This is a genomic window from Pseudoalteromonas sp. SG44-8, from assembly GCF_014164125.1.
Taxonomy (GTDB): domain Bacteria; phylum Pseudomonadota; class Gammaproteobacteria; order Enterobacterales; family Alteromonadaceae; genus Pseudoalteromonas; species Pseudoalteromonas rhizosphaerae.
The window spans coordinates 43,780-66,549 of sequence record NZ_JACJEQ010000007.1; the positions used below are offsets into that span (position 1 = coordinate 43,780).

25 protein-coding genes and 1 tRNA gene are annotated in these 22,770 nt (G+C 40.8%); 10 read left to right on the forward strand and 16 right to left on the reverse strand.

What is annotated here, in order from left to right; translation table 11 throughout:
- Positions 1-37: 37 nt before the first annotated feature.
- The 8 genes from H5163_RS21465 to rlmE form a co-directional block, all read right to left on the reverse strand.
- Entirely contained in the window at positions 38-757 is a 720-nt protein-coding gene (locus H5163_RS21465; RefSeq protein WP_182734903.1) for a Crp/Fnr family transcriptional regulator, read from the reverse strand.
- 215 nt (positions 758-972) lie between these two features.
- Positions 973-1,057: transfer RNA gene (locus tag H5163_RS07860), tRNA-Leu, on the reverse strand.
- A gap of 82 nt (positions 1,058-1,139) precedes the next feature.
- Positions 1,140-1,490, reverse strand: coding sequence for a preprotein translocase subunit SecG (gene secG / locus H5163_RS07865; protein ID WP_169019853.1), 351 nt, complete (start codon positions 1,488-1,490; stop codon positions 1,140-1,142).
- A 1-nt stretch (position 1,491) separates the two neighbouring features.
- Entirely contained in the window at positions 1,492-2,241 is a 750-nt protein-coding gene (tpiA, locus tag H5163_RS07870; protein ID WP_145239190.1) for a triose-phosphate isomerase, read from the reverse strand.
- A gap of 72 nt (positions 2,242-2,313) precedes the next feature.
- On the reverse strand, positions 2,314-3,663 hold the full coding sequence (glmM, locus tag H5163_RS07875; protein ID WP_145239192.1) for a phosphoglucosamine mutase: 1,350 nt from the start codon (positions 3,661-3,663) through the stop codon (positions 2,314-2,316).
- A 2-nt stretch (positions 3,664-3,665) separates the two neighbouring features.
- Entirely contained in the window at positions 3,666-4,520 is an 855-nt protein-coding gene (gene folP, locus H5163_RS07880) for a dihydropteroate synthase (RefSeq protein WP_145239195.1), read from the reverse strand.
- Positions 4,521-4,622: 102 nt separating this feature from the next.
- On the reverse strand, positions 4,623-6,566 hold the full coding sequence (ftsH, locus tag H5163_RS07885) for an ATP-dependent zinc metalloprotease FtsH (protein WP_145239198.1): 1,944 nt from the start codon (positions 6,564-6,566) through the stop codon (positions 4,623-4,625).
- Positions 6,567-6,632: 66 nt separating this feature from the next.
- The gene (rlmE, locus tag H5163_RS07890; RefSeq protein WP_145239201.1) at positions 6,633-7,262 is read right to left on the reverse strand and encodes a 23S rRNA (uridine(2552)-2'-O)-methyltransferase RlmE; all 630 of its coding nucleotides are present in this window, start codon (positions 7,260-7,262) and stop codon (positions 6,633-6,635) included.
- 88 nt (positions 7,263-7,350) lie between these two features.
- Here rlmE and yhbY point away from each other — a divergent pair, with 88 nt between their 5' ends.
- Entirely contained in the window at positions 7,351-7,647 is a 297-nt protein-coding gene (yhbY, locus tag H5163_RS07895; protein ID WP_016707974.1) for a ribosome assembly RNA-binding protein YhbY, read from the forward strand.
- 93 nt (positions 7,648-7,740) lie between these two features.
- On the opposite strand, the gene H5163_RS07900 is transcribed toward yhbY, so the two are convergent.
- The gene (locus H5163_RS07900; RefSeq protein WP_145239204.1) at positions 7,741-8,217 is read right to left on the reverse strand and encodes a histidine phosphatase family protein; all 477 of its coding nucleotides are present in this window, start codon (positions 8,215-8,217) and stop codon (positions 7,741-7,743) included.
- Positions 8,214-9,392 (reverse strand): serine hydrolase, encoded by a 1,179-nt coding sequence (locus H5163_RS07905; protein ID WP_145239207.1) that lies wholly within the window; start codon positions 9,390-9,392, stop codon positions 8,214-8,216. The genes H5163_RS07900 and H5163_RS07905 overlap by 4 nt, the downstream gene beginning before the upstream one ends.
- A 116-nt stretch (positions 9,393-9,508) precedes the next feature.
- Between H5163_RS07905 and H5163_RS07910 the strand changes: the two genes are divergently transcribed.
- From H5163_RS07910 to H5163_RS07935, 6 genes are all read left to right on the forward strand, one after another.
- A complete protein-coding gene (locus tag H5163_RS07910) occupies positions 9,509-10,312 on the forward strand; it encodes a hypothetical protein (protein ID WP_145239591.1) in 804 nt (267 codons plus the stop codon).
- A gap of 104 nt (positions 10,313-10,416) precedes the next feature.
- On the forward strand, positions 10,417-11,274 hold the full coding sequence (locus tag H5163_RS07915; protein ID WP_145239210.1) for a MipA/OmpV family protein: 858 nt from the start codon (positions 10,417-10,419) through the stop codon (positions 11,272-11,274).
- A complete protein-coding gene (locus tag H5163_RS07920; protein ID WP_145239213.1) occupies positions 11,264-11,656 on the forward strand; it encodes a DUF3019 domain-containing protein in 393 nt (130 codons plus the stop codon). Before H5163_RS07915 ends, H5163_RS07920 begins: the two co-directional genes overlap by 11 nt.
- 13 nt (positions 11,657-11,669) lie before the next feature.
- Positions 11,670-12,374 carry a response regulator transcription factor gene (locus tag H5163_RS07925; RefSeq protein WP_145239217.1) on the forward strand — a complete coding sequence of 235 codons (705 nt, stop codon included), beginning with the start codon at positions 11,670-11,672 and terminating at the stop codon, positions 12,372-12,374.
- Between the two features lie 28 nt (positions 12,375-12,402).
- Entirely contained in the window at positions 12,403-13,698 is a 1,296-nt protein-coding gene (locus H5163_RS07930; protein ID WP_145239220.1) for an ATP-binding protein, read from the forward strand.
- Between the two features lie 216 nt (positions 13,699-13,914).
- Entirely contained in the window at positions 13,915-15,267 is a 1,353-nt protein-coding gene (locus H5163_RS07935; RefSeq protein ID WP_145239223.1) for a sodium-dependent transporter, read from the forward strand.
- A gap of 16 nt (positions 15,268-15,283) precedes the next feature.
- Here H5163_RS07935 and H5163_RS07940 read toward each other — a convergent pair whose 3' ends face one another.
- Both H5163_RS07940 and H5163_RS07945 read right to left on the reverse strand, forming a co-directional pair.
- Positions 15,284-15,736, reverse strand: coding sequence for a GNAT family N-acetyltransferase (locus H5163_RS07940; RefSeq protein WP_145239226.1), 453 nt, complete (start codon positions 15,734-15,736; stop codon positions 15,284-15,286).
- A 79-nt stretch (positions 15,737-15,815) separates the two neighbouring features.
- Positions 15,816-16,559, reverse strand: coding sequence for a sporulation protein (locus H5163_RS07945; protein ID WP_145239228.1), 744 nt, complete (start codon positions 16,557-16,559; stop codon positions 15,816-15,818).
- A 265-nt stretch (positions 16,560-16,824) separates the two neighbouring features.
- On the opposite strand from H5163_RS07945, the gene H5163_RS07950 reads away from it, so the two are divergent.
- The 3 genes from H5163_RS07950 to H5163_RS07960 all read left to right on the forward strand — a co-directional run bounded on the left by H5163_RS07950 (position 16,825) and on the right by H5163_RS07960 (position 19,300).
- Positions 16,825-18,396 (forward strand): cation:proton antiporter family protein, encoded by a 1,572-nt coding sequence (locus H5163_RS07950; RefSeq protein WP_145239230.1) that lies wholly within the window; start codon positions 16,825-16,827, stop codon positions 18,394-18,396.
- Between the two features lie 287 nt (positions 18,397-18,683).
- The gene (locus H5163_RS07955) at positions 18,684-18,965 is read left to right on the forward strand and encodes a hypothetical protein (protein ID WP_145239233.1); all 282 of its coding nucleotides are present in this window, start codon (positions 18,684-18,686) and stop codon (positions 18,963-18,965) included.
- 116 nt (positions 18,966-19,081) lie between these two features.
- Complete coding sequence (locus H5163_RS07960; RefSeq protein ID WP_145239236.1) at positions 19,082-19,300, forward strand: DUF3820 family protein; 219 nt, start codon at positions 19,082-19,084, stop codon at positions 19,298-19,300.
- Positions 19,301-19,471: 171 nt separating this feature from the next.
- Here the strand turns inward: H5163_RS07960 and H5163_RS07965 are convergent, their stop codons facing one another.
- Genes H5163_RS07965 through H5163_RS07980 form a run of 4 tightly spaced genes read right to left on the reverse strand, consistent with a single transcriptional unit; the run spans position 19,472 to position 22,669 of the window.
- Positions 19,472-20,707 carry an ATP-binding protein gene (locus H5163_RS07965; protein ID WP_145239239.1) on the reverse strand — a complete coding sequence of 412 codons (1,236 nt, stop codon included), beginning with the start codon at positions 20,705-20,707 and terminating at the stop codon, positions 19,472-19,474.
- A 6-nt stretch (positions 20,708-20,713) separates the two neighbouring features.
- Positions 20,714-21,406 carry a response regulator gene (locus tag H5163_RS07970; RefSeq protein WP_145239242.1) on the reverse strand — a complete coding sequence of 231 codons (693 nt, stop codon included), beginning with the start codon at positions 21,404-21,406 and terminating at the stop codon, positions 20,714-20,716.
- A 14-nt stretch (positions 21,407-21,420) separates the two neighbouring features.
- Positions 21,421-21,807 (reverse strand): DUF3019 domain-containing protein, encoded by a 387-nt coding sequence (locus H5163_RS07975; RefSeq protein ID WP_182734904.1) that lies wholly within the window; start codon positions 21,805-21,807, stop codon positions 21,421-21,423.
- Position 21,808: 1 nt separating this feature from the next.
- Positions 21,809-22,669, reverse strand: coding sequence for a MipA/OmpV family protein (locus tag H5163_RS07980; protein WP_182731025.1), 861 nt, complete (start codon positions 22,667-22,669; stop codon positions 21,809-21,811).
- Positions 22,670-22,770 lie beyond the last annotated feature (101 nt).

Consider the following 22,770-nt stretch of genomic DNA (forward strand, 5'->3'; position numbering starts at 1 on the left):
TCACTATCTGTTGCGATATAGCGCAGAGCATTGTCTGCTATTTATAAATAGCTGATGTTTTTTGGTAACTATTCACCGCTGCAAAATAGCATTGACAGGATGACTGTTCGAGGCCAGCTCTGGACAAAATACTAATCTGTCCGCGGTTATAACTTATAATTCCCTGCTGCTGTAAATAACCTGCCGCAATCGTCACTGCACTGCGCCTTACACCCAGCATTTTCGCTAACAACTGATGTGTTAACTGCAGATGATCTGAATGAGTACGATCCTGTGTCATTAATAGCCATCGAGCAAGGCGTTGCTTCACTTCATGAGCGTTATTACATGCGCCCGTTTGAGCGAGTTGTTGCATCACCACGTAGAGATAATTAAGTATTAATTTTCTCACTAGCGGATTGCTTTCTAACCTGTGATTAAATTTTGCGGCGTCCATTCGTAGCGCACGTCCTGAACTTTGGACGATCGACTTCATAGCAGCGTTTGAGTTTTCAAGCGCAAGCGTGGCACCTAGCATGCCCTCATTACCAATTAATCCCATCGCAAAAGACTGTTTTTCGACAACCTCGATAAGTAATGAAATACAGCCCGTTACTGGAAAATAAACATATTTTATCGCTTCATCAGCAATATTGAGTGTTTCGCCAAAAAACAGCTCTACTGGCGTGCAATTTTCAACAAACCATTGGTATTCGAGTCTAGGTAAATAGTTTAATAAATGATTGCTTACAACTGGTAAGGTGCACGTTGCAGTCACTCAGGCCTCCAATGGATAAATCCATATATCAAAGAACGTAATAGTTATTGATAACTTGGACTAACCGTCGTTTTTCGTCTGTGCGCTACAGCGCTATACTTGAAGTGATGCTAATTTAAATAAACGGGGAAGCTAATCGAGGTGAGAGTCTGTGCTAATTGCAGACCACAAAAAGCAAAAAACCAGTAACATCGCTGTTACTGGTTTTTATAAGATGGTGCGGTTGGGGGGACTTGAACCCCCACGCCCGAAAGCACTACCCCCTCAAGGTAGCGTGTCTACCAATTCCACCACAACCGCATTGTTAAAGCTTTCGCTTTAGGTGTTAAACATATGATTTATTTGAGGATGATAAATCGTTTAACGATACTTTTAATAAGTATTAATTTGGTACGTCAGATTTCTCTTTCGTTGATGTTACTGGAACATCGTCAGCTGCAGGAGCAATTGTTTCAACTGCTGGTGCTGCTTCTAGGTTTTCCCACTCATCAGTCTTTTTGATCTGACCTGCAGTTAAGTTACCTAGTACAATACTTAGCACAAAGAAAACACTGGCTAAGATTGTAGTTGTTTTTGTCATAAAGTTACCTGCACCTGACGAACCGAAAACGGTTGCAGAGGCACCAGCACCAAATGATGAACCCATGTCCGCGCCTTTACCTTGTTGAATTAAAACCATACCAACAAGCGCTAAAGCAACAACTAAATAAACTACTAATAAAATTTCGTACATCTTATACGGTCCCTTTTGCACTTTCGCAGATTGCAGTAAATAACTCTGCTTTTAGACTAGCGCCACCAATCAGGCCGCCGTCTATATCTGGTTGTGCAAATAATAATTCGCTATTTTTTTCATTTACGCTGCCACCATAAAGAATGGTCAGCCCTTGTGCTAAATCACTACTGTTAGCAGCAATTTTATCACGGATAAATTTGTGCACATGTTGTGCTTGTTCAGGCGATGCAGTCTTACCTGTGCCAATGGCCCAAACGGGCTCGTATGCTATCACAGAATCTTTCAGTGCTGCTAGACCTAATTTATCAATTACTGCATCAATTTGTGCAGCAACGACTAATTCAGTTTGACCTTGTTCGCGTTGCTCTTCACTTTCACCAACACATAAGATAGGTGTTAAACCCACTTGTTGTGCACGAGCAAACTTAGCTGCAACAGTGTCATTGCTTTCGCCGTAGATACTACGACGCTCAGAGTGACCAACTAACGTATATTGGCAACCTAAATCTTTAATTAATTGCGCATCAACTTCACCAGTAAATGCACCCGGTTCATTTTCAGAAACCGTTTGTGCGCCAGTTGTTACACCTGTTGCTGTTAGCATAGGTAACAATGGGTAAGGTGGAAATACCACAACGTCTATCTGATCTGATTTTACGTTGTTGATAGCGTCAGATAATTGCTGTACTAACTCTTTCGAGCCGTTCATTTTCCAATTGCCTGCGACCATTGGCTTGCGTATTGCCATTTTTCCACTCCACATTAGAAAGCGGGCGAGATAGTAACTCGACTCGCCCAAAGTTACAAGAGGTTATTGTTCTTAATCAGTTTGTTTGCTCATAGATTCGACAACTGCAGCAATTTTTTGTGCACTATCAAGGACTATTTTCTCTTCTTCGGCTTCTACCATCACGCGAACAACCGGCTCAGTGCCAGATTTACGTAATAACACACGGCCTTTACCAGCAAGTTGTTTTTCAACATCAGCAACCGCAGCAATAACCTCTGGTGCAAGTGTTGGATCTGTGCCCGCTTTATAGCGCACATTAATCATCTTCATCGGGTATTTAACAAACCCTGCGCCAAGATCTTTTAGCGTACGATTTTGCGCCACCATAGCAGCCAAAACTTGTAGGCTTGAAATGATGCCATCACCGGTGCTGATCAAATCCAGATTCAATACATGCCCTGAGCTTTCACCGCCGATTTTCCAGCCTTTTTCTTGTAGTAATTCCATTACATAACGGTCACCCACTTTACTGCGAGCAAACTCAATACCTTTCGCTTTAAGCGCGTTTTCAAGACCCATATTAGACATTACCGTGCCAACAACACCACCGCCTAACATGTCATCATTGGCAGCTTGGCAGGCAATAATGTAAACAATATCATCACCATCAAAGACACGGCCATTGTGATCGACCATCATTACACGGTCGCCATCACCATCATAGGCAATGCCGACATCAGCATTATGTTCTAATACTTTGCGTTTTAATGCATCAACATGGGTAGCACCGCACTCTAGGTTGATGTTTACACCATTTGGCTCGCAAGCATGGCTGATTATCTGCGCGCCTAATTCACGCATTACTGATGGTGCGATATGATAAGTTGCACCATTGGCACAATCTAATACAATCTTTAAACCTTCTAACGACAGGCCTTGTGGGAATTGGCTTTTACAAAACTCAATATAACGGCCATCAGCGCTTTCTAAACGGCGGGCTTTACCTAGCTTATCAGATGCTACACAGGTCATTGGTTCATCAAGCATTGCTTCAATTTGTAGCTCTACTTCATCAGCTAACTTCAAACCTCGGCCACAAAAAAACTTAATGCCGTTGTCATGATATGGGTTATGAGATGCACTGATCACAATTCCAGCTTCAGCACGAAATGTTTGCGTTAAATACGCAACGGCTGGCGTCGGCATCGGGCCAAGTAACACCACATCGATACCTGCGGCGATCAAACCTGCTTCAAGTGATGTCTCTAACATATAACCAGAAATGCGAGTATCTTTACCAATAATGACTTTCTTAGTGCCATTTTTTGATAGTACCTTGCCTGCAGCCCAACCTAATTTAAGTGCAAATTCTGGTGTAATTGGGTATTCACCCACCATGCCACGTACACCATCGGTGCCAAAATACTTTCTTTCTTTCATTTTTAAATTCCTTGTTCGCAAGCTTGCCACACGCCAAGCACATCTGCGGTTTCTTTTACATCATGTACACGAATAATTTTTGCGCCATTTTGCGCTGCAATTAATGCCCCTGCTAAACTGCCAGCAAGGCGCTCGTTTGTTTGTCTATTTAATAAGTTGCCAATCATTGATTTGCGCGATAGTCCTGCTAAAACAGGTAAACCAAAGTGGTTAAATTCATTAAACCGCGCCAGTAATTGGTAGTTGTGACTGAGGGTTTTACCAAAGCCAAACCCGGGGTCTAAAATAAGTTGCTGGCGCTGAATACCCGCTGTTTTACAGGCATTGATCCGCTGTACAAAAAAATCATTTATATCACTGAATAAATCATCGTAATGTGGAGAGTTTTGCATACTTCGAGGTTGGCCTTGCATGTGCATTAAACACACCGCAACGTCTGGATACTGAGCAACTGTTACCAGTGCGTTTGGCTCTTGTAAAGCACGCACATCATTAACAATATCAGCACCAGCTAGAATAGCTTGACGCATTACTTCACTTTTACTGGTATCAATCGAAATGATGCAATCATTAACGGCGCTATCACTGTGAGCACGAATTGCCTCGATTGCGGGTATTACTCTGGCTAATTCATCCTCAAGGCTAACATCAGGCGCACCAGGACGTGTTGATTCGCCACCAATATCTAATATGGTAGCACCATCTGCGAGTAACTTTTGAGCTTGTATGACAGCGCTGTCTGTTTGATAGTAGCGCCCGCCATCTGAAAAAGAGTCAGGAGTGACATTCAAGATCCCCATTATAACTGGGGTGTCGAGGTGTAAACTGCGACCTCTAGGTAACTTAACTGTGGTCATCTATCACCTTCAATACATCCATTGCATTGATATATATACTTTATTTAACCAGTTACAAAAAAGCCCCGACAATCGGGGCTTTTCGTTTAGCTATTTTAACTGTTATTCAGCTTTATCATCAAGATTTGTTTCATCTTTTTGAGCTGGCTTGTCGTCTTTTTCAGCAACTGGCTCTGCTTTGCTCTCTTCAACTGCTGGTTTTTTATCAGCAGTATCACGGCGGTCATGCGCATCACGTGGTTCACGTACAGGCTGACGTGCCATTAGATCATCAATTTGCTTAGCATCAATCGTTTCATATTTCATTAATGCATCTTTCATTGAATGCAGAATATCAATATGATCTTTCAAGATTTGCTCAGCGCGTTGATAGTTGCGATCTGAGAACAAACGAACTTCAGCATCAATTACTTTTGCCGTTTCATCCGACATGCTCATGGCACGACCACCGCCGCCACCCATGTACATCTCATTTTGATCTTCAGCGTATAGTAATGGCCCTAATTTTTCACTTAGGCCCCACTGTGTAACCATTTTACGCGCAATGTCAGTAGCACGTTCAATATCGTTACTAGCACCAGTAGTTACTTTATCTTCACCATAAATCAGCGCTTCAGCAATTCGGCCACCATATAAGCTTGAAATCATTGATTCCAATAGCTCTTTAGAGTGACTAACACGGTCTTGCTCTGGTAAATACATCGTTACACCAAGGGCACGGCCACGTGGAATAATCGATACTTTATAAACAGGATCGTGCTCTGGTACTATGCGGCCAACAATTGCATGTCCGGCTTCATGATACGCAGTCATTTCTTTTTCTTTCTCGCTCATCACCATGGTCTTGCGCTCTGCGCCCATCATGATTTTATCTTTAGCAGCATCAAATTCAGCCATGCTAACAACACGTTTATTACCACGTGCAGCATATAGAGCCGCTTCATTGACTAAGTTTGCAAGATCAGCACCAGAAAATCCCGGTGTACCACGCGCAATAACAGAAGCTTCTACGTTATCGCCTAATGGCACTTTTCGCATATGTACTTTAAGGATCTGTTCACGGCCACGGATATCAGGTAAGCCAACCACTACTTGGCGGTCAAAACGACCAGGACGAAGTAATGCTGGATCAAGTACATCTGGGCGGTTAGTCGCGGCAATAACGATAATACCTTCATTGCCTTCAAAGCCATCCATCTCTACTAGCATTTGGTTAAGTGTTTGCTCACGCTCATCGTGACCACCACCCATACCTGCGCCACGTTTACGGCCTACGGCATCAATTTCATCGATAAAGATGATACATGGCGCTGCTTTTTTCGCTTGCTCAAACATATCACGAACACGCGAAGCACCCACACCAACAAACATCTCAACAAAGTCTGAACCTGAAATCGTAAAGAATGGTACTTTCGCTTCACCAGCAACGGCCTTAGCAAGCAAGGTTTTACCCGTACCTGGAGGACCAACCATTAATACGCCTTTAGGAATACTACCGCCAAGTTTTTGGAATTTAGATGGATCACGTAAGAAATCAACAAGCTCTGTTAGATCGTCTTTAGCTTCATCACAACCGGCAACATCTGCGAAGGTGGTTTTAATTTGGTCTTCACTCATTAAGCGTGCTTTACTCTTGCCAAACGACATAGCACCTTTGCCACCGCCGCCTTGCATTTGACGCATGAAGAAAATCCATACCCCAATTAGTAATAACATTGGGAACCATGAAATTAAGATGCTCGCTAAGAATGATTGCTCTTCTGGCTTCACACCTTTTACATTCACATCACTTTTTAATAAGTCATTAAGAATGTCTTTATCATAAATAGGCATGATCGTTTGAAAGCGATCGCCATTGGTTTTAGTGCCAGTAATTGTGCCACTGGTACTTTCGATTGCCACTTCTTGTATAGCGCCACTTCGGGCATCTTTTACAAATTGACTGTAACTAGTTTGACGGTCTGTTTGATCGCCACCATTAAAGCTCTGAAATACTGACATTAGCACAACTGCAATGACCAGCCAGAGTATTAGATTTTTCGCCATATCGCTCAAGGGGTTAACCTCTTGTATCCAATTAATTTAAATTCAACTAAACGCCTGACAACTGTACTACAGTTTGTAGCCTGTCGCTACTATATATACTTCACGTGATCGCGCACGTGAGGCGTCGGGTTTACGGATTTTTACAGTTTTAAAGCTATCACGCACTGTTTTTAAGAATTCATCAAAGCCTTCACCTTGGAATACTTTAACAACAAATGCACCATTTTTCTTTAAAACTTGGCTACACATATCTAATGCTAATTCCACTAAATACATGCTTCCAGCTTGGTCAACGGAGCTATTACCACTCATGTTTGGTGCCATATCAGAGAGCACCACATCAACATTTTTACCATTAATGCGATTTAATAACGCATCTAAAACAGCTTCTTCTCGGAAATCTCCTTGCAAAAAATCAACGCCGGCCAATGAATCCATAGGTAATATATCACAAGCGATCACCTGCCCTTTATCGCCTACTTTTTCTGCTAAATACTGTGACCAGCTTCCCGGCGCAGCTCCCAAATCAACAACAGTCATGGCTGGGCGTAGTAATTTATCTTTATTTTGGATCTCGTCGAGTTTAAAAATCGCACGAGAGCGCCAACCTTTCTTTTGTGCCTCGTGAACATAAGGATCATCAAAATGTTCCTTCAACCATCGCTGTGAACTGGCCGAAAGTTTCTTATTCGTCATAAATTAACACGCAACTAATTAGTAATATTCTCTAGATGGCGTTAGAATACCCTTAATTCAAGCCATATTCAGCAAAATTTGTAACAACATGAAATTATCGAACAAACAAAAGCAGTTTTTAAAAGGTCAAGCACACTCTCTAAAACCAGTTGTACTTCTTGGTTCTAACGGTTTAACTGAAGGTGTATTAGTTGAAATTCAAAGCGCTCTAGAAATCCACGAACTTATTAAAGTAAAAGTACCTACTGATGATCGTGAGACTAAAGCACTGATTTTTGAAGCTATTATTCGTGAAACCGGTGCTGAGAAATTACAGTCAATCGGCCACACCCTTGTGCTTTATCGCCAAAGCGAAGAAAAGAAGATCCAATTACCACGTAATTAATTTTCTATTCCGCTATAAAAAAACCAGCAATTGCTGGTTTTTTTATATCTGCGACGCAACTGCAATAAATTGTAAATAAATATATTACATTGCTCAAAAATTCATCTTCATATCACTCAACTGATAACCTTGCGCTTCGCTTTGTAAGATAAAATAGCGGTTAAATTCAGTTTCAGGCATCTTTTCAACATCTATTTGCGCTATTAATTTTGCCAATTCTGGCGTGGTATTACTATGGCCTACAATCACCACTACGCCATCTTGCGCTAAAACAGTGTGTTTAAATGCGGCTAAGTCACGAGGGTCGTAGCTTTGAATTGTAATATTAAAATGTTCAGCAATAGGAGTTGCGGTCTCGATAGTGCGATTATAGTCCGTACTAAAAACTGCTGTTGGCTGGACTTTACTAAGCAGACTCACTAACTGCTGCGCCCGTTGCTTGCCGGCATCCGTAAGATGGGGATCGTTGCCTGTTAATTTTTCACTATGGCGAAACAAAAAAATACTTTGCGGTGCTGCTGTTAAATTCGCAGTAAACAGTAATATTAAGCTCGCTAAAATATAGTTCATTTGTCTTCCTCTTTATACATTGCTAGTTGTTGTGAGCGTTTGAATAGCAACACACGATCAATAAACTCTGTCGTTAATTCATTAATGATACCGGTTTCGGCGTTAAGGATCAGACTGAAACCTATGTTTAAGTGCGGTATTACTACAAGGTCACTGCGATATCCTTGCACCCAGCCGCTATGATAGTAAATGGTTTCATTATCATATTCGTAAACCCGCCAGCCTAAGCCATAATAGGCCTCGCTAAGGTGCTTTTTCCACACTCGACGCCGTAACTCTTTTTTTGTATGCGTATAAGGACGAGTTTGACTGGCTAACACTGCACTGGATAATACCGTTGGGTAATATCCTAACTGCGCTTTTAACCAAATAGCCATATCACTGGCACTAGCATTAACGCCGGCTGCGGGAAGTACCTTGTAATAATTTTTTTTCAATTTTGCGGTATGCCAGCGTTTGCGCCCTCTTACATGGGGATGAGCATAATTATCATCTGTTACCATCGCTGTATAACCCAGGCTTGCATCATTCATATTTAATGGTGAAAATATAAATTCACTCATCCACCGAGAGTAATCCAATTTAGTACTGCTTTTGATCACTTCAGCAATTAAGCTAAACATCACATTTTGATAGCCATAGCACTGCCCTGGCTGGCAAATAGGTTCCACACTCAACAACTTTTGCACTATATCAGGGTAACTCATTCTTGATTCAATCAAGTTATCATACGCATTAGGTACTAAACCGCTGGAGTGACTGAGTAAGTGAAAAACTTTTAAATTATTTTTGTAATCCGTATTGGCGAAGGCTGGAATAAATTTACTGACAGGGTCGTCTAAAGAAAACTTCCCCTCATTGGCTAACTTTGCACTGAGTGAGCCTGCAAACGTTTTAGATACCGATGCTAAGCGAAACCGAGTATGGGCATTGACTGCTAAGCCCTTATTTAGCTTTGTTACCCCAAACCCTTGTATATGCGTATCATCAGGGCCATTAACTATCGACAACGCAGCCCCTGGGATCCCTTTGCTTTTTAATTTATGTTCGAGATGTTGTGTGTAATCATTGACAAATTCTTGCCACTGTTGCTCGCTGGCATGAACCTGCGATTGAAATAACACTAACGTGATAACGAAAAAAAAGGAGTTGATTAACGACACAAAGGACTTCATTTTTTATTATTTTTATCTAGATTAAGACATTCTTAGCTTTATAATACCATGAAGTTTTATTAAGACTAACGTACAATATTCCGATTATCGAGCTTTCAAAGGGTTTTACAGTGTTTATACGTTATTTATCAATAGTTTTTTTCACTTTCATTACAACAGCTTGTGTGACTGCGCCGCCACCTGCTGCGCCTTTAGAAATGCCACTCAAGCCGCAATTAAAAAGCCAAAGCTATCAAGTAGCCTATGAAACCGAACATGCTTCACCGAAAGTAAAATCAGTACAATTACCAGCGCATAAAATTACTCGTAACCAAACTGTGCAAGTTATTGCCGATAAAGCAAGTGTCACGGATACCCTATTTAAACAAATAACTGATGCATTAACGACTATGAACTTACGTGTCGTTGATCAAGGTAATAGTGATTATACCCTAGCTATACACCAGCTAGAGCTCAACTTTATTGAAGATACCGAATATCAAATACAACCACCAAATAAAGCGTATCCTTTATTTGCGCAAATAACACAACTGTATCCGATCCAACAATGCTCAACCATCAATGCAGAGGTTAGCATGCGCCTGATCCATCGTGCATCGGGTGATGTAGTGTGGTTTGGAAAATCCTCAATCGACAGTGCGAGCTTCCATCGCGAACCACTTATTTACAGCTTCAGTGATGAACAAGTGATCAGTAATGAACTTGAAGTAGCCACTTTTATCCATCAACAAAATACTGATCAAGCACGTCTTGCCCGCGCCAATCAGGAGATCAGTATACCAAGCTATAAAACCATTTCAAAAATGACCAGCTTAACTAAACTTCAAGGACCGTGTAATCGCACTGAAGTGAGTGCTCTAACACCAATGATGCACTATTATCTAAGTAGTATTTTGATCGATAAAATAAAAGTACACTAAGTCAATGTCCACAGAATGACTACTGGCTACAATTTTTTACAGATCAAAGGAACTCTTTGACAATATAATACACTTAACAACTGCTTAATTTATTTGGATCATGGATGCAACGTAAACAACACACTCTACAGAAACTACTGTTATTACTGATCAGTGTGAGTTTATGGAGCACCTCTAGCAATGCCAGTAATCGCTATTATGCTGATAACACCTTAGAGCCAACCTCAGGCTTTGCTTGGGATTGGAGCGCGGGTGCGGGCTATTATGTTGAAGATTCTTATCTAGTTGGAATGGATTCTTACAGTGACGGTCTAGAACTTGATATTAACCTTGCTGTTTCTTACGAACGCTTTTATTTAGATATTGATCACAGCCAACTCAGTGGCGGCATCATTATTGGTTATAGCATCATCAATAAGTATAATTGGGATCTTGATATTCTTGGTACCAATATGCAAGCTGGGTTTGATGAAACAGGACTCGACTTTTATAGCAGTGGGGTGGTGCCTGAACTTAAAGGTATACGAACCAGAAAAAGTGACTTTGATACCGGCTTACGCCTTACCCGTCGCTTTGAAAACTCACAGATTTCCTTTGAATACTTACATGATATTTCTAATGCTCATAATGGTTGGGTCGTAAATAGCTTTTTTAGCCATATTTTACCGTGGCAAAACTGGGAGTTTCGCACCGGTGTTGGCATTAGCGCTTACTCAGCAGATTTCAGCAATTACTATTTTGGCATAACATCAGAAGAAGCCACCGCTACTCGTGCTGTCTATCAAACAGACGGCGCAATGAGTATGATTTTTGAATTCCACGCCGAGTACCCACTTAATCGACACTGGGTATTTTTAGGTGGCTGGCTGTCAACCTGGTTTTCAAGTGAAATTTCCAACAGTCCCATTGTATCTCAGGGTTATCAGCATAAAGCCATGGTAGGCGTGCGCTATGTATTTTAAAACCACAGTAATTTTATTACTGTTACTAAACGCAAAACAAATACTAGCCAATGGTGAAGAACCGCATGACAGTAGTTTAATTGCGTTGCCCGACACCTGTGTTGCACTGCGTGAAGGACGCAGTTGCTATGCTGATATAGAGCTAAGCTGGCAACAAACTAGCATCGGTAATTACTGTTTACGTGATGCAACATCGAAGCATATTATGCAATGCTGGCTTAGACAAAATAGCGGAAAGTTAAATTATGCTTTTGATTCTGTTGAAAGCATTTCATTTGAGTTAATAAACAGCGATACCGGTAAGATCATTGCATCAACACAAGTACAGTTGCAATGGGTGTATCAAAATCGCCAAAAGAAACGCCGCTGGCGGCTTTTTTAAAACGAGATAAAGCATGGATAATTACGGCACAATATTACTTGTTGAAGATGACGGCTCTTTAGCCCAGTGGGTGGCGGAGTATTTAACTGAGCAAGGCTACACAACTCATATTTGTGAGCGAGGCGACCAAGTTGTCAGTCATGTAAAAGAGCTCAAGCCTGACTTAATTTTACTCGATATTATGCTCCCCGGCCAAGACGGTATTAGTGTCTGTCGTGAACTACGTCAATTTTACCAAAGCCCTATTATTATGCTAACCGCTCGAGACGAAGAAATGGACGAAGTGATTGGTCTTGAAGTCGGTGCCAGTGATTACATAATGAAACCGGTCAGGCCGCGTGCATTGCTTGCGCGGATCAAAGCGGCACTGCGCGCCAATAACGACAATTCGGAGTCGCAAACGGATGATACCATTATTCAAGTTGGCTCTTTAAAAATTGATACACAATCTCGCAACGTTTTTATTAATAATATTGATCAAGGAGTTTCCAGCGCCGAGTACTTATTACTGCATTATTTAGCCTGTAACGCCGGGCAGGTTGTGTCGCGAGATGCTGTATTCAAAGCAACCAAGGGTCGTGAATACGATGGCCTTGATCGTAGTGTCGATGTGCTTATTTCTGCACTGCGCAAAAAGTTTAATGATGATCCGCAGCAACCTGAAAAAATTAAAACAATTTGGGGGCGAGGCTATTTACTCGTCGCAAGCGCTTGGTGATCGCCGCTAAGGTATACTGGCAAATGCTATGAAAAAGTTTTATCTCTCCTTATTAGCCAGTGCCCTGCTCTCGATCGTAATATTAGGTTGGTTAATTGATGCTTTTAGTCAGCAAACTCATACCTCGCAGGATGAGTTTGGCTTTCAAAGTAAACTTTTAATGGGCTTCAGCCAGCAAATTGCCAGCCAACCCTTCATGCAAAGAGCAGACTACACCGCCTTACTTGCACAACAGTTTTCGTTGGGATTAAGTTATCGAGCCACGCAATCTTTAGCGCTGCCACCATCACTGCTAGAAGAGATCAATGCTGAAGGCGGACTGATTTTAGAAGATCAAGAAGGGTATTACCTACTCTACAGTAATGATTTGCTTGCGCCTTTTCATCTTAAATTACGTTTGGAAAAATCCCACGAACAAGATCAACAAAATGATATGTTACTTACCTTAATGTTTTACGCTGGGTTATGTGTGTTTATGGGGTTTATTATTGCACCATTAGCTAAACGACTAGGCGTGGTTAATGACGCAGCTAAAAAGTTTGCCAGTGGCGACTTACATGCTCGCATTCGGGTATCCCATTTCACTTACATTAAAGATGTTGAGCTTACTTTTAACCGCATGGCAAGCCAAATCGAAAAATTACTCGATGAAAATAAACTGATGGCCTCGAGTTTATCTCATGATATACGCACCCCCATTGCCTGCCTACGATTTGGCTTAGATGCGGCACTAGATAGTCATAACGAAGAAAAAATAAAACATTATTTAAATCGTATGGAAGCTGATTTAGACCAAATGGAATCAATGTTGAAAAGTTATTTAGCATTTGCCACGCTTGAGCAAAAAGCCAACCAACTGACCTACTCACACACTGAGTTAAACAGCTACCTAAGCACCCTAATACAGCAACTAGAGCCTAAGTTAGTACAGCAACAACTTGATTTACAGCTTATCTGTCATGATAATTCTCATATTTATGCAGATTTACATTGGTTAGCTCGCGCAATCACTAATCTGCTTAGCAATGCCTGTGACTTTGCCAAACAAAAAATTATTCTCACGGCATCGATTAAAGAGCAAACACTTATTATTACCGTTGAGGATGATGGCCCAGGTATCGAAGAGCAAAATTGGCACAAAGTTTTTAGCCCTTTTTTTCAAGAACAGAGTCATCGCAATCGGGCCGATCAAAGTTATGGCCTAGGACTTGCCATTGTTGCTAAAGTAGCTGATTGGCATCATGGCAGTGTAAGCGTAAATCGTAGTAAACACCTAACGGGGGCATGCCTTACCCTTAAAATACATAACCCGGAACAGTTGTAACTTTTATGTTACAGTTTACAGCATCATAAACCACCTCATTATGATTAGATAACAATAACTTAAACAAACAATGTTAACAGCATTGGCATTCTAAATTTTGTAAATACAGTCATGCGTTAATTCTGCACGGCTGCAGCTAAAAATAAGGGCTTTTTATTTTTTAACATTTACAGTAGATTGTCAGCGCCGTCACTATATAGAGAAGAAAAAATAATTATGAGCGCAGTCAGAGGGGAGTTTAGCTCCCGTTTTGGATTCATTATGGCCGCAGCAGGATCTGCAGTAGGTCTTGGTAATATTTGGGGTTTCCCTACACAAACAGCTAGCAATGGAGGCGCAGCCTTTTTAATTGCTTACCTTGTATTGGCATTTTGTTTGGCTTACCCAGCACTGATGGCAGAACTAACGATTGGGCGCCATGGTCAGGCCAATGCGGTTAGTTCATTGCGGAAAATTTCAAATAACCCGTTCCAAAAACGCTTTGCGTTTGTGGTCGGTTTTGGCGGTATCATATGTGCCGGACTGATCCTCAGCTTTTATGCCATTGTCGCCGGTTGGATGATCAGTGCCACTCTAGAGCCCATTGCGACTTTAGTGGGCAGTGAGAGCTCTTCAACTTGGTTAAGTGAACAGTCACTCTCTAGAAACCTTATATTTACAGCTGGGTTTATTATTCTTACTGTCGCAATCATTAGCCGCGGAGTAGAAAACGGCATTGAAAAGTGGTCGAAACGCTTAATGCCCGCACTGCTGACTATTTTATTTGCACTGATTGTTTATGTGCTGATGCAAGAAGGTGCTATGACAGGCCTTAAAGCCTATTTAGTACCTGATTTTAGCTCTATTTTAGACCCTGAATTACTTGTTAGTGCACTGGGGCAAGCATTCTTTTCATTGTCATTGGGCACCAGTGTGATGATCATTTATGGCTCCTACATTAGTAAAAAAGAAAATTTAGTCTCACTTGGCGCCTACGTTACCCTTATTGATGTGTTTATTGCTTTTGTTGCTGGGTTACTAATTATCCCTGCGATGTACGTTGCGCAGGCACAAGGGGTGGAAATATTCTCAGCTACTGGAGAGTTGCTTTCTGAAGACACTTTAGTATTTCAAGTATTACCCGCTCTTTTTGATGGCATGGGCACCATTGGTTTATTCGTTGGCTTTGCCTTTTTTGCATTGATGAGTATAGCTGCACTGACATCGTCTATTTCAATGCTTGAAGCACCGGTTTCGTATGCGGTAGAGCGCTTTGATCTTGGCCGTGTAAAAGCCACTTGGTTAATAGGAACGATTATAGCATTGGTGAGCTTTACGATAGTCCTGAACTTTAATGCGCTGTTTGGTTTAGTTATTGCGCTCACAACTAAATTTGGTCAGCCTATTCTTGGTTTAATGTGTTGCTTGTTTGTCGGCTGGATTTGGTATCGCAACTCACTATTAAACGAAATACAACAAGGCTGCCCAGAAGTTGCTACCAGCCTATTTTGGAAAATATGGCCATGGTATATTAAATTCATTTGCCCAATTGCAATTGGTTTAGTGTTTGTCAGCTCGCTATTAGGCTAACTCAAAAAACCGCTCTTTACACGGAGCGGTTTTTTAAAATCATATCTTGATGTGCAATACCATCTTCTAAATAAGGCTCGCCAATACACTGAAAACCCAGCGACTGATAAAACGCGAGTAAATAGGTTTGCGCGCCAATGTATATATCCTTGTTCGGCCAATGCGTAAAGCAACACTGGATCGCCTCTTTAACCAATAACACTGCCAACCCCTTACCCCGTTGTGATTTTTCAACCAGCACGCGACCAATAGCGCTGTACTGCTCATTTTTCTCATAACAACGTGCGTATGCAGCTAATTGTTCAGCCTCGAGCCAATAGAGATGCTGAGTTGTTGCAGTGCAATCGATATCGTCTAATTCAGGGTATGGGCATTGCTGCTCAACTACAAATACATCGACCCGCGTGCGCATGATAGTAAACAGTACCTGCGCAGACAGTTGAGAAAATGGTTTTGTTGTTAATCGCATAAAAACTCCTAACATAAAAAAAGCCCAGTCAATACTGGGCTACTTATTACGCTTAGCTAACTAACCGAGCTCTGAATAGCTAGGCAAGCAAACGTTCTAATTGATCACATAAATGCGAAAGATTAACGTGATCATGTTCAATCGTCAGGTCAACATAGCCATCACCACGAAAACCACGGTCAAGCTCAATTAAAACATGAGTTTTATGAGCTTCAGGCACAAACGATAGTTCAATCTCTTGAATACCGAACAAGCTACGGCTATTTGGTTTATATTCCAGCTCTTGATAACAACCAGAGACAGAGTTAAACGTACTAGCACGTAAGAAGCCCTTTTCAACATCCGCTTTTACCAAGCTAAAACCCAGTTTATCCATCGCTTGCATAAAAGTAGTTACGGCATCATTTGGATAAATATGAAGATGATCTTTATCCGTAGGATCAAGTGCTAAATCAATATCTAAACCTGTTTCAAGCCACACATGTGATTGGTTATAACCGGCGTTGATTTCGGTGATCGGTGTTTCTGAATGTAAGCGCGCTTCAAACGGAATGTGTTTTTGTTGACCAGGTTCAATTGTACCAATATCGGTTATACGCCACTTATCAATAATATGATTGGTAAAATAAGCACCGTCTTCACCTTCCACTTTTACGCGCGTCATTAATGCTAAATCAAGACCTGTTATTGCTTGGCTAACATCCCCTGCGGTGATCACTATTTGGGCATTAAATAGTTGCCCAGGTTGTAAATGCTCAGTTTCAAGCACGGTATCTACTGTTGCTGCACCAATACCGACTGATGCAAGAATTTTTTTAAACATCTATTTCTCCTTAAGCTTAATTCACCTAAACCTGAATCACGCTTAAATTCCTTTGTTACTGCATCTTAACCATATTTAAAAGCTGCTGTCAGTGAAAAAATAACTATTTTTTGAGTTTTTAGCAGAATAATTAACTAAACGAGTGTTTTTCATACACAGGTATATCTCTATGCGCGCAATTTATATGCATAATATACACGAATGATTTTCAAAAATGCTGATATTTCGCTACACTAGGTAACCAAATGAAGTGATATTAAGAATTATGGAACTATTATATTTTGCTGTCGCATTTGTGTGTGGCTTTGCCGTGTACCAACTTAAACTTCCTCCGCTAATCGGTTTTTTGATTGCTGGCTTTGTACTGAACTTATCTGGCTTTAAAACCACTGAGCTACTTAATACGATTGCTAATTTAGGGATCACGTTATTACTATTTAGTATTGGTCTGAAACTAAAAGTTAGCCATCTTATTAAGCCACAAGTTTGGGCCCCTGCCTCTTTACATATTATTATTAGTAGCGCTATTTTTTGCAGTTTGATGCTGTTCTTAGGCGCACTTTCGTTGCCATTATTTGCAGACCTAAGTTGGCAAAGTGCGTTGCTTGTTGGTTTTGCTTTTAGCTTTTCTAGCACAGTTTTTGCTGTAAAAGTACTTGAAGAACGTGGCGAAATGGCCAGCCTTCACGGCAAAATAGCCATTGGTATTTTGGTTATGCAAGATATCTTTGCAGTGATATTTTTAGCCATCAGCACAGGTAAAATCCCCAACGGTTGGGCTTTTGCGCTATTAGTTGCCTTGCCATTATTACGCCCAGTCATGTTTTGGGTGTTAAATCGTTCTAAACATGGTGAGCTATTACCTTTGTTTGGCTTTTTCTTTGCACTTGTCGTTGGCTATCATGCATTTGAATTTGCAGGCTTGAAAGGTGATTTAGGCGCGTTGATCATCGGTATGATCTTTGCTCCTCATAAAAAAGCCAGTGAGCTTGCAAAATCACTACTTAATTTAAAAGAAATTTTATTAGTTGGGTTTTTCTTAACAATTGGTTTAGGTGCTGATCTGACGCTCAACTCATTACTTATAGCGCTTATTATTGTATTGGTGCTACCAGTCAAAGTTGCCCTGTATTATATACTAACGAATGCCTTTAAGTTACGCGCTCGTACCTCCTTATTGAGTGCATTTACCTTAGCTAACTACAGCGAGTTTGGCTTGATAGTCTGTATGGTTGCTGCCAGTAGCGGGTTAATCACATCTGAGTGGTTGGCTGTTATGGCTATTGCAGTATCAATGACCTTTATCATTGCATCCCCACTAAATAAACGTTCAAACGAAATTTATGTAAAAATCGAAGCTTGGCTCATACGTTTTGAAAGCCCTACTCGCTTAGCAGAAGAACTTCCTGTGAACTTAAATGACACCAAGATTGTTATTTTTGGTATGGGTCGTATTGGCACCGGTGCATATGAAACAATTAACATCACCCATCCTGGCGTTGTAGCTGGAGTAGACATCAAGCCAGAAGTGGTCGAGAAGCATGTTTCACGAGGCCGTAAGGCGCTCTTGGCAGATGCAACCGATCCAGACTTTTGGCAACGGGTAAATCACTCCCATGTAGAGATGATCATGCTCGCGATGCCAAAACATATGCAAAACATTTTTGCTTTGGAGCAATTGCGTGCTTCGGGTTACCAAGGTCAAGTTACTGCCATTGCTAACTATCCAGATCAGCAAAAAGAACTTGAAGATATGGGCGTTGACTCTACTTATAACTTCTATTTAGAGGCCGGTAGTGGCTTCGCTGAGCATGTAAAGCAAAAATTATTTCCATAATATAAATAAAGTTCTCAGCACCACAAAAGGTACTGAGAACTATTTTCATTTAATTTTCATATCCTTATATATAACCGCCTGAAACAACGTCGCAAAAGTCCCCAAATAAGAGTCAAGCGCATTTACAAAGCTTTACATCCAGATTGGCATTTACCCATGAAAAAAGAGTAAACTGCATTTGTTGAGTAATACGTAAGTATCTATTTTTAGCACAAAAAAAGCCTTCTCGTGTTTTTGAATACGTATTTATCGGCATTTTGTCTTTTGCTATTAAATAAGGTTTTTAGATGAAGAATAAGTTTGCTACACAGTTTCAGACAGTGGCGGATGATGTAAATAACCCAAAACTGGTTGAGCTTCAAAATCGTCTTGATGAAATACAAAGAAATGGAATGACAGCGTTAACAATGCGCGCAGTGCTATTTCAAAAAATGCTCGATATATATCAAGTGCCGGAAAATCATTTCTTACGTGATAGCGAAACACCAAGCCGCATCGATGATCCGTCAATTATAAACAAACTTAAACAACTTGGATTTACCAAAAAGCATCAATATCAGATCCATTAGTAAATTATGAGGGCCTACTCCCCTCATTAAATAGGCTGTTTCTTGCCCGTCACAGCCTATTTTCTCACCCTCTTTTGTAATACACTTCACGCATAATCTAGCAAATTAAGTTAATCATGGATCCAGAGCTTTTAAAAACAGCGATCAATACAAAAATGCCGTTTGGTAAATACGCAGGCCGCCCTTTGCTGCTATTACCAGAACCATACTTGGTCTGGTTTAAGCAGCAAGGATTTCCTCACGGCACACTCGGTGCTCAATTAGCAATGATGTATGAAGTTAAACTCAATGGCTTGGAGCAGATGCTCATGCCGCTTTTAAAAACACATAAATAAATTAAAAGTAATAAATTATGGAACTTACTTAGCAAAGTGAAGTCTACTCTTTTGCTACTTGTTGATTTTGGTTTTAACCGCAGAAAAGCGCCTATTAGGCGCTTTTTTTTTGAGTATCAATTTAGCCACAGATATAGCAATAGAAAAGGAGTTACTTACCCTGAACTCTGGTTACTTAGGCAAATAGATTGTAAATTTGGCGCCACCTAATTCTGAATTCGATATCGTACAGCTGCCTTGGTGCCAAGACACTATTTTTGCCACAATGGCTAAACCAAGCCCAAAACCTCCAGTCTTTTTATCGCGACTTTTATCAAGTCGGGCAAAAGGTTTAAACACTGCATCCCATTGTGATTGTTCAATGCCAGGGCCATCGTCTTCGACCGATAAAATTAACTGCCCAGTATTTTCAACTAAGCTAATTCGCACTTCGTGACGAGCATATTTCAACGCATTGCCTACTAAGTTTTGGATACTGCGGGCGATAAAGTGACTGTCACAAGTGTAACTGCATAAAGCTGGTAATTGCATATTGAGTTTTATTTGCGTAGCAAAATCAAGTTTAGTGACAACACTTTCTACTAGCTGCACTAAGTTACATGTTTGCACCGTAAGATTAGGTTGTTGGCTATCAAGGCGAGCATAATCGAGCATTTCTTTAACTAACGACTCTAACTCCACAATATCTAATTGCATGTTATCGATATATTCAAAGGCTTTTTCGTCAGCTACTTTATCCTCAAGCATTGCCAAGGCAAATTTTAAACGTGCCAGTGGCGTTCTAAACTCATGCGATACCGACGATGTAAGTTCTTGTTGAGCGGTTAATAAATGCTGAATACGCTGCTGCATAGCACTTAAGGTGTCGGTAATTGGTAAAAAGAATGATTTCGAGGTGGCGCTCAGCTCAAAGTCTTGTGATCCACCAACGGCTTCACAGGCCAGTCGCAACTTAGCAAAATCACGCCACAGTAAAAAACTCCATAAGCCAACAGGGATCCCAACGACACACAATAATAATAGATAAGGCCAAACGGATGAGAATACTGGCGCAGAAACGGTAATTGGACCCACTTGCAATAATTGCTCATTATCAACAACGATATACCAGATAGCTCGCTGTTGTTGATCAAATAGATAAATATAATTATGTAGGTTAAGTTCTTGTTGTTGTTGTGCGGGCAACATTAGGTCTTGTTTTTGTACTATTTCACTTTGAAAGCGAGTGGCTATTTTAGTAAGCCCTTGCGGGGTTTGCGCTAATAGCCATAGGGATTGACCAAACTCATCATCGAGCGCAATTTGTTGTTGACTGTCTTCATAGGGCCAAAGTTGTTCAATTACCCCACTGACTAAAAACAGGGAAACTATAATATACACATATAAACTTGCAAATAGTTTCCCCATTAATAGTTACATACCCCATGCATCGGAGACAAATAAGTAGCCTTGTCCCCAAACGGTTTTAATACGGTATGGTTTATCGCTGTTATCACCTAATTTTTTACGGATCCGAGATACACGTACATCTACGGTGCGGTCTAATCCATCATATTGGCGACCAATCATGTGTTGATGAACATGTTCACGACTTAGTACTTCACCGGAATTTGAAGCTAATAACCACAGTAATTCAAATTCATGGGAAGTGAGGGTGATTTCGTTATTCTTTAAGCGAACAATACGGCTGGTTTTATCAATACATAAATCGCCAAATTGTAATTCTTCTGGCGCTTTTACTGATGCTTGGCCACGGCGTAATAGCGCATTAATACGGGCAAGCAATACTCTTGGCTCAGCTGGCTTAATAACATAATCATCGGCACCAAGTTCCAAACCAATGACTTGATCAAAGTCTTCACCTTTGGCGGTCAACATTAATATTGGTAAGCTAAATTTATCTCTGACTTGACGACAAACACTAAAGCCATCTTTACCTGGCAGCATCACATCGAGGATCATCAAATCAACCGGATTGTTTTCAAGGTAACTAAACACTTCATCGCCACGGTCTAGCACCGCCACTTCAAGGCCATTATTTTCAAGATAGTCACGGGTTAATTGCTGTAACCCTAAATCATCTTCTACAAGTAAGATCTTTGCCATTTGCAGCTCCAAGATTAAAAAAAGCTCCACGGAGAACGTAATCGGCGCCGAGTTGTTTTAGCGCGAGTGCTCTGTACTTCAATGCGTGTTGTCGCCAGTAATTCATCCGTGTGAGGATTGACTAGGGAGTATATGGTTTCAACCTGAACACGCGCTTTATGATTGAATTCTTCTAAGGTAACCTGTTGCCAACATTGCAGTTGTTGATCTTCGCTGTATAAACAAACGTCCATTTTATAGGGCATATTTAAAGCAAATTTTACATCAACATCGCAAAAGTCTTGTTGTTCGGAAACCACACAGACTTTTGGAGTAACTGTTAATATATCTTTTTTTGCGACAGCTAACTTTGGCCATACCAACAAAAAAATGACGCACGCACCAAGTTGTAAATACTTCATATTAAAAAATATGATCAAACCCTATAAAGGCAGTCAGAGAATACGTTTGTTCAAACAGCGGACTGTCGTCAGCTAAGGCGGAATAATCATAATAAGCCAGATGAAAACGCAATGAGTTGGCTCCATTTAAGGGCCAGCGGGCATCTATTTTAGCATAAGGCTGCCAACTACTGCCAACCTCAATTGCACGAACTGGAGACTCTTTTTCTGTTACGCCATAAAAATATGTATTCAGTGCTGCCGATTTATACCAGATGCCAATAGTCGGCTTAATCTGTAACTCACCAATGTTCTTGTGCATTTGCCACTGCAGTGCACTTCGCCACCCGTCATACACTCCGGATACATCAGCTAATGCCTGCACGGAAAATACATGCTGCTGATAGCTATAATGGTAACTCAGGCCAGCATCGAGTGCCCATTTACGTTTATTAAGCTCACGGATATCTAGACTAGGTTGTTGGATTTGAAGTTCATTTTCACTGTTCGTAAATGAACTTTCTGATCTTAATGCAAAAATGTTACTTGGATGCCAATCAACAAAAAAACGAGTTTCCGAATTAAACTCAGTGACTAAATTAAAGGTATGTGGGGAGTCTTGTATCAGGCTATAGCCTAAGCGACCATTATCAAAAAAGAACTGTTCACCGTAATAAGCTATATCTGGGATCAACACTAATGGTAAATCACCTCCACCAGCTAATGGATTTGTTATGACTCCTAATCCCGTGTTAAGGCTCAAGTGCCACTGCCCTGTTGTTATATCCTGCACAGGCTCAATTTCTGATGGCTGTGCAAAACAAGGTACTGTAAGCCATACAGAGATGCAAAGCGCAGTAAGAATATTAACTATCGACTTCATTGTTGTTATTTATGCCAAAAGAGACAACCCAATATCGTTATCATAGCAAGGTATTAATAACTAATCCCTAGACGATTACAATCATTCACACTTTTGATACA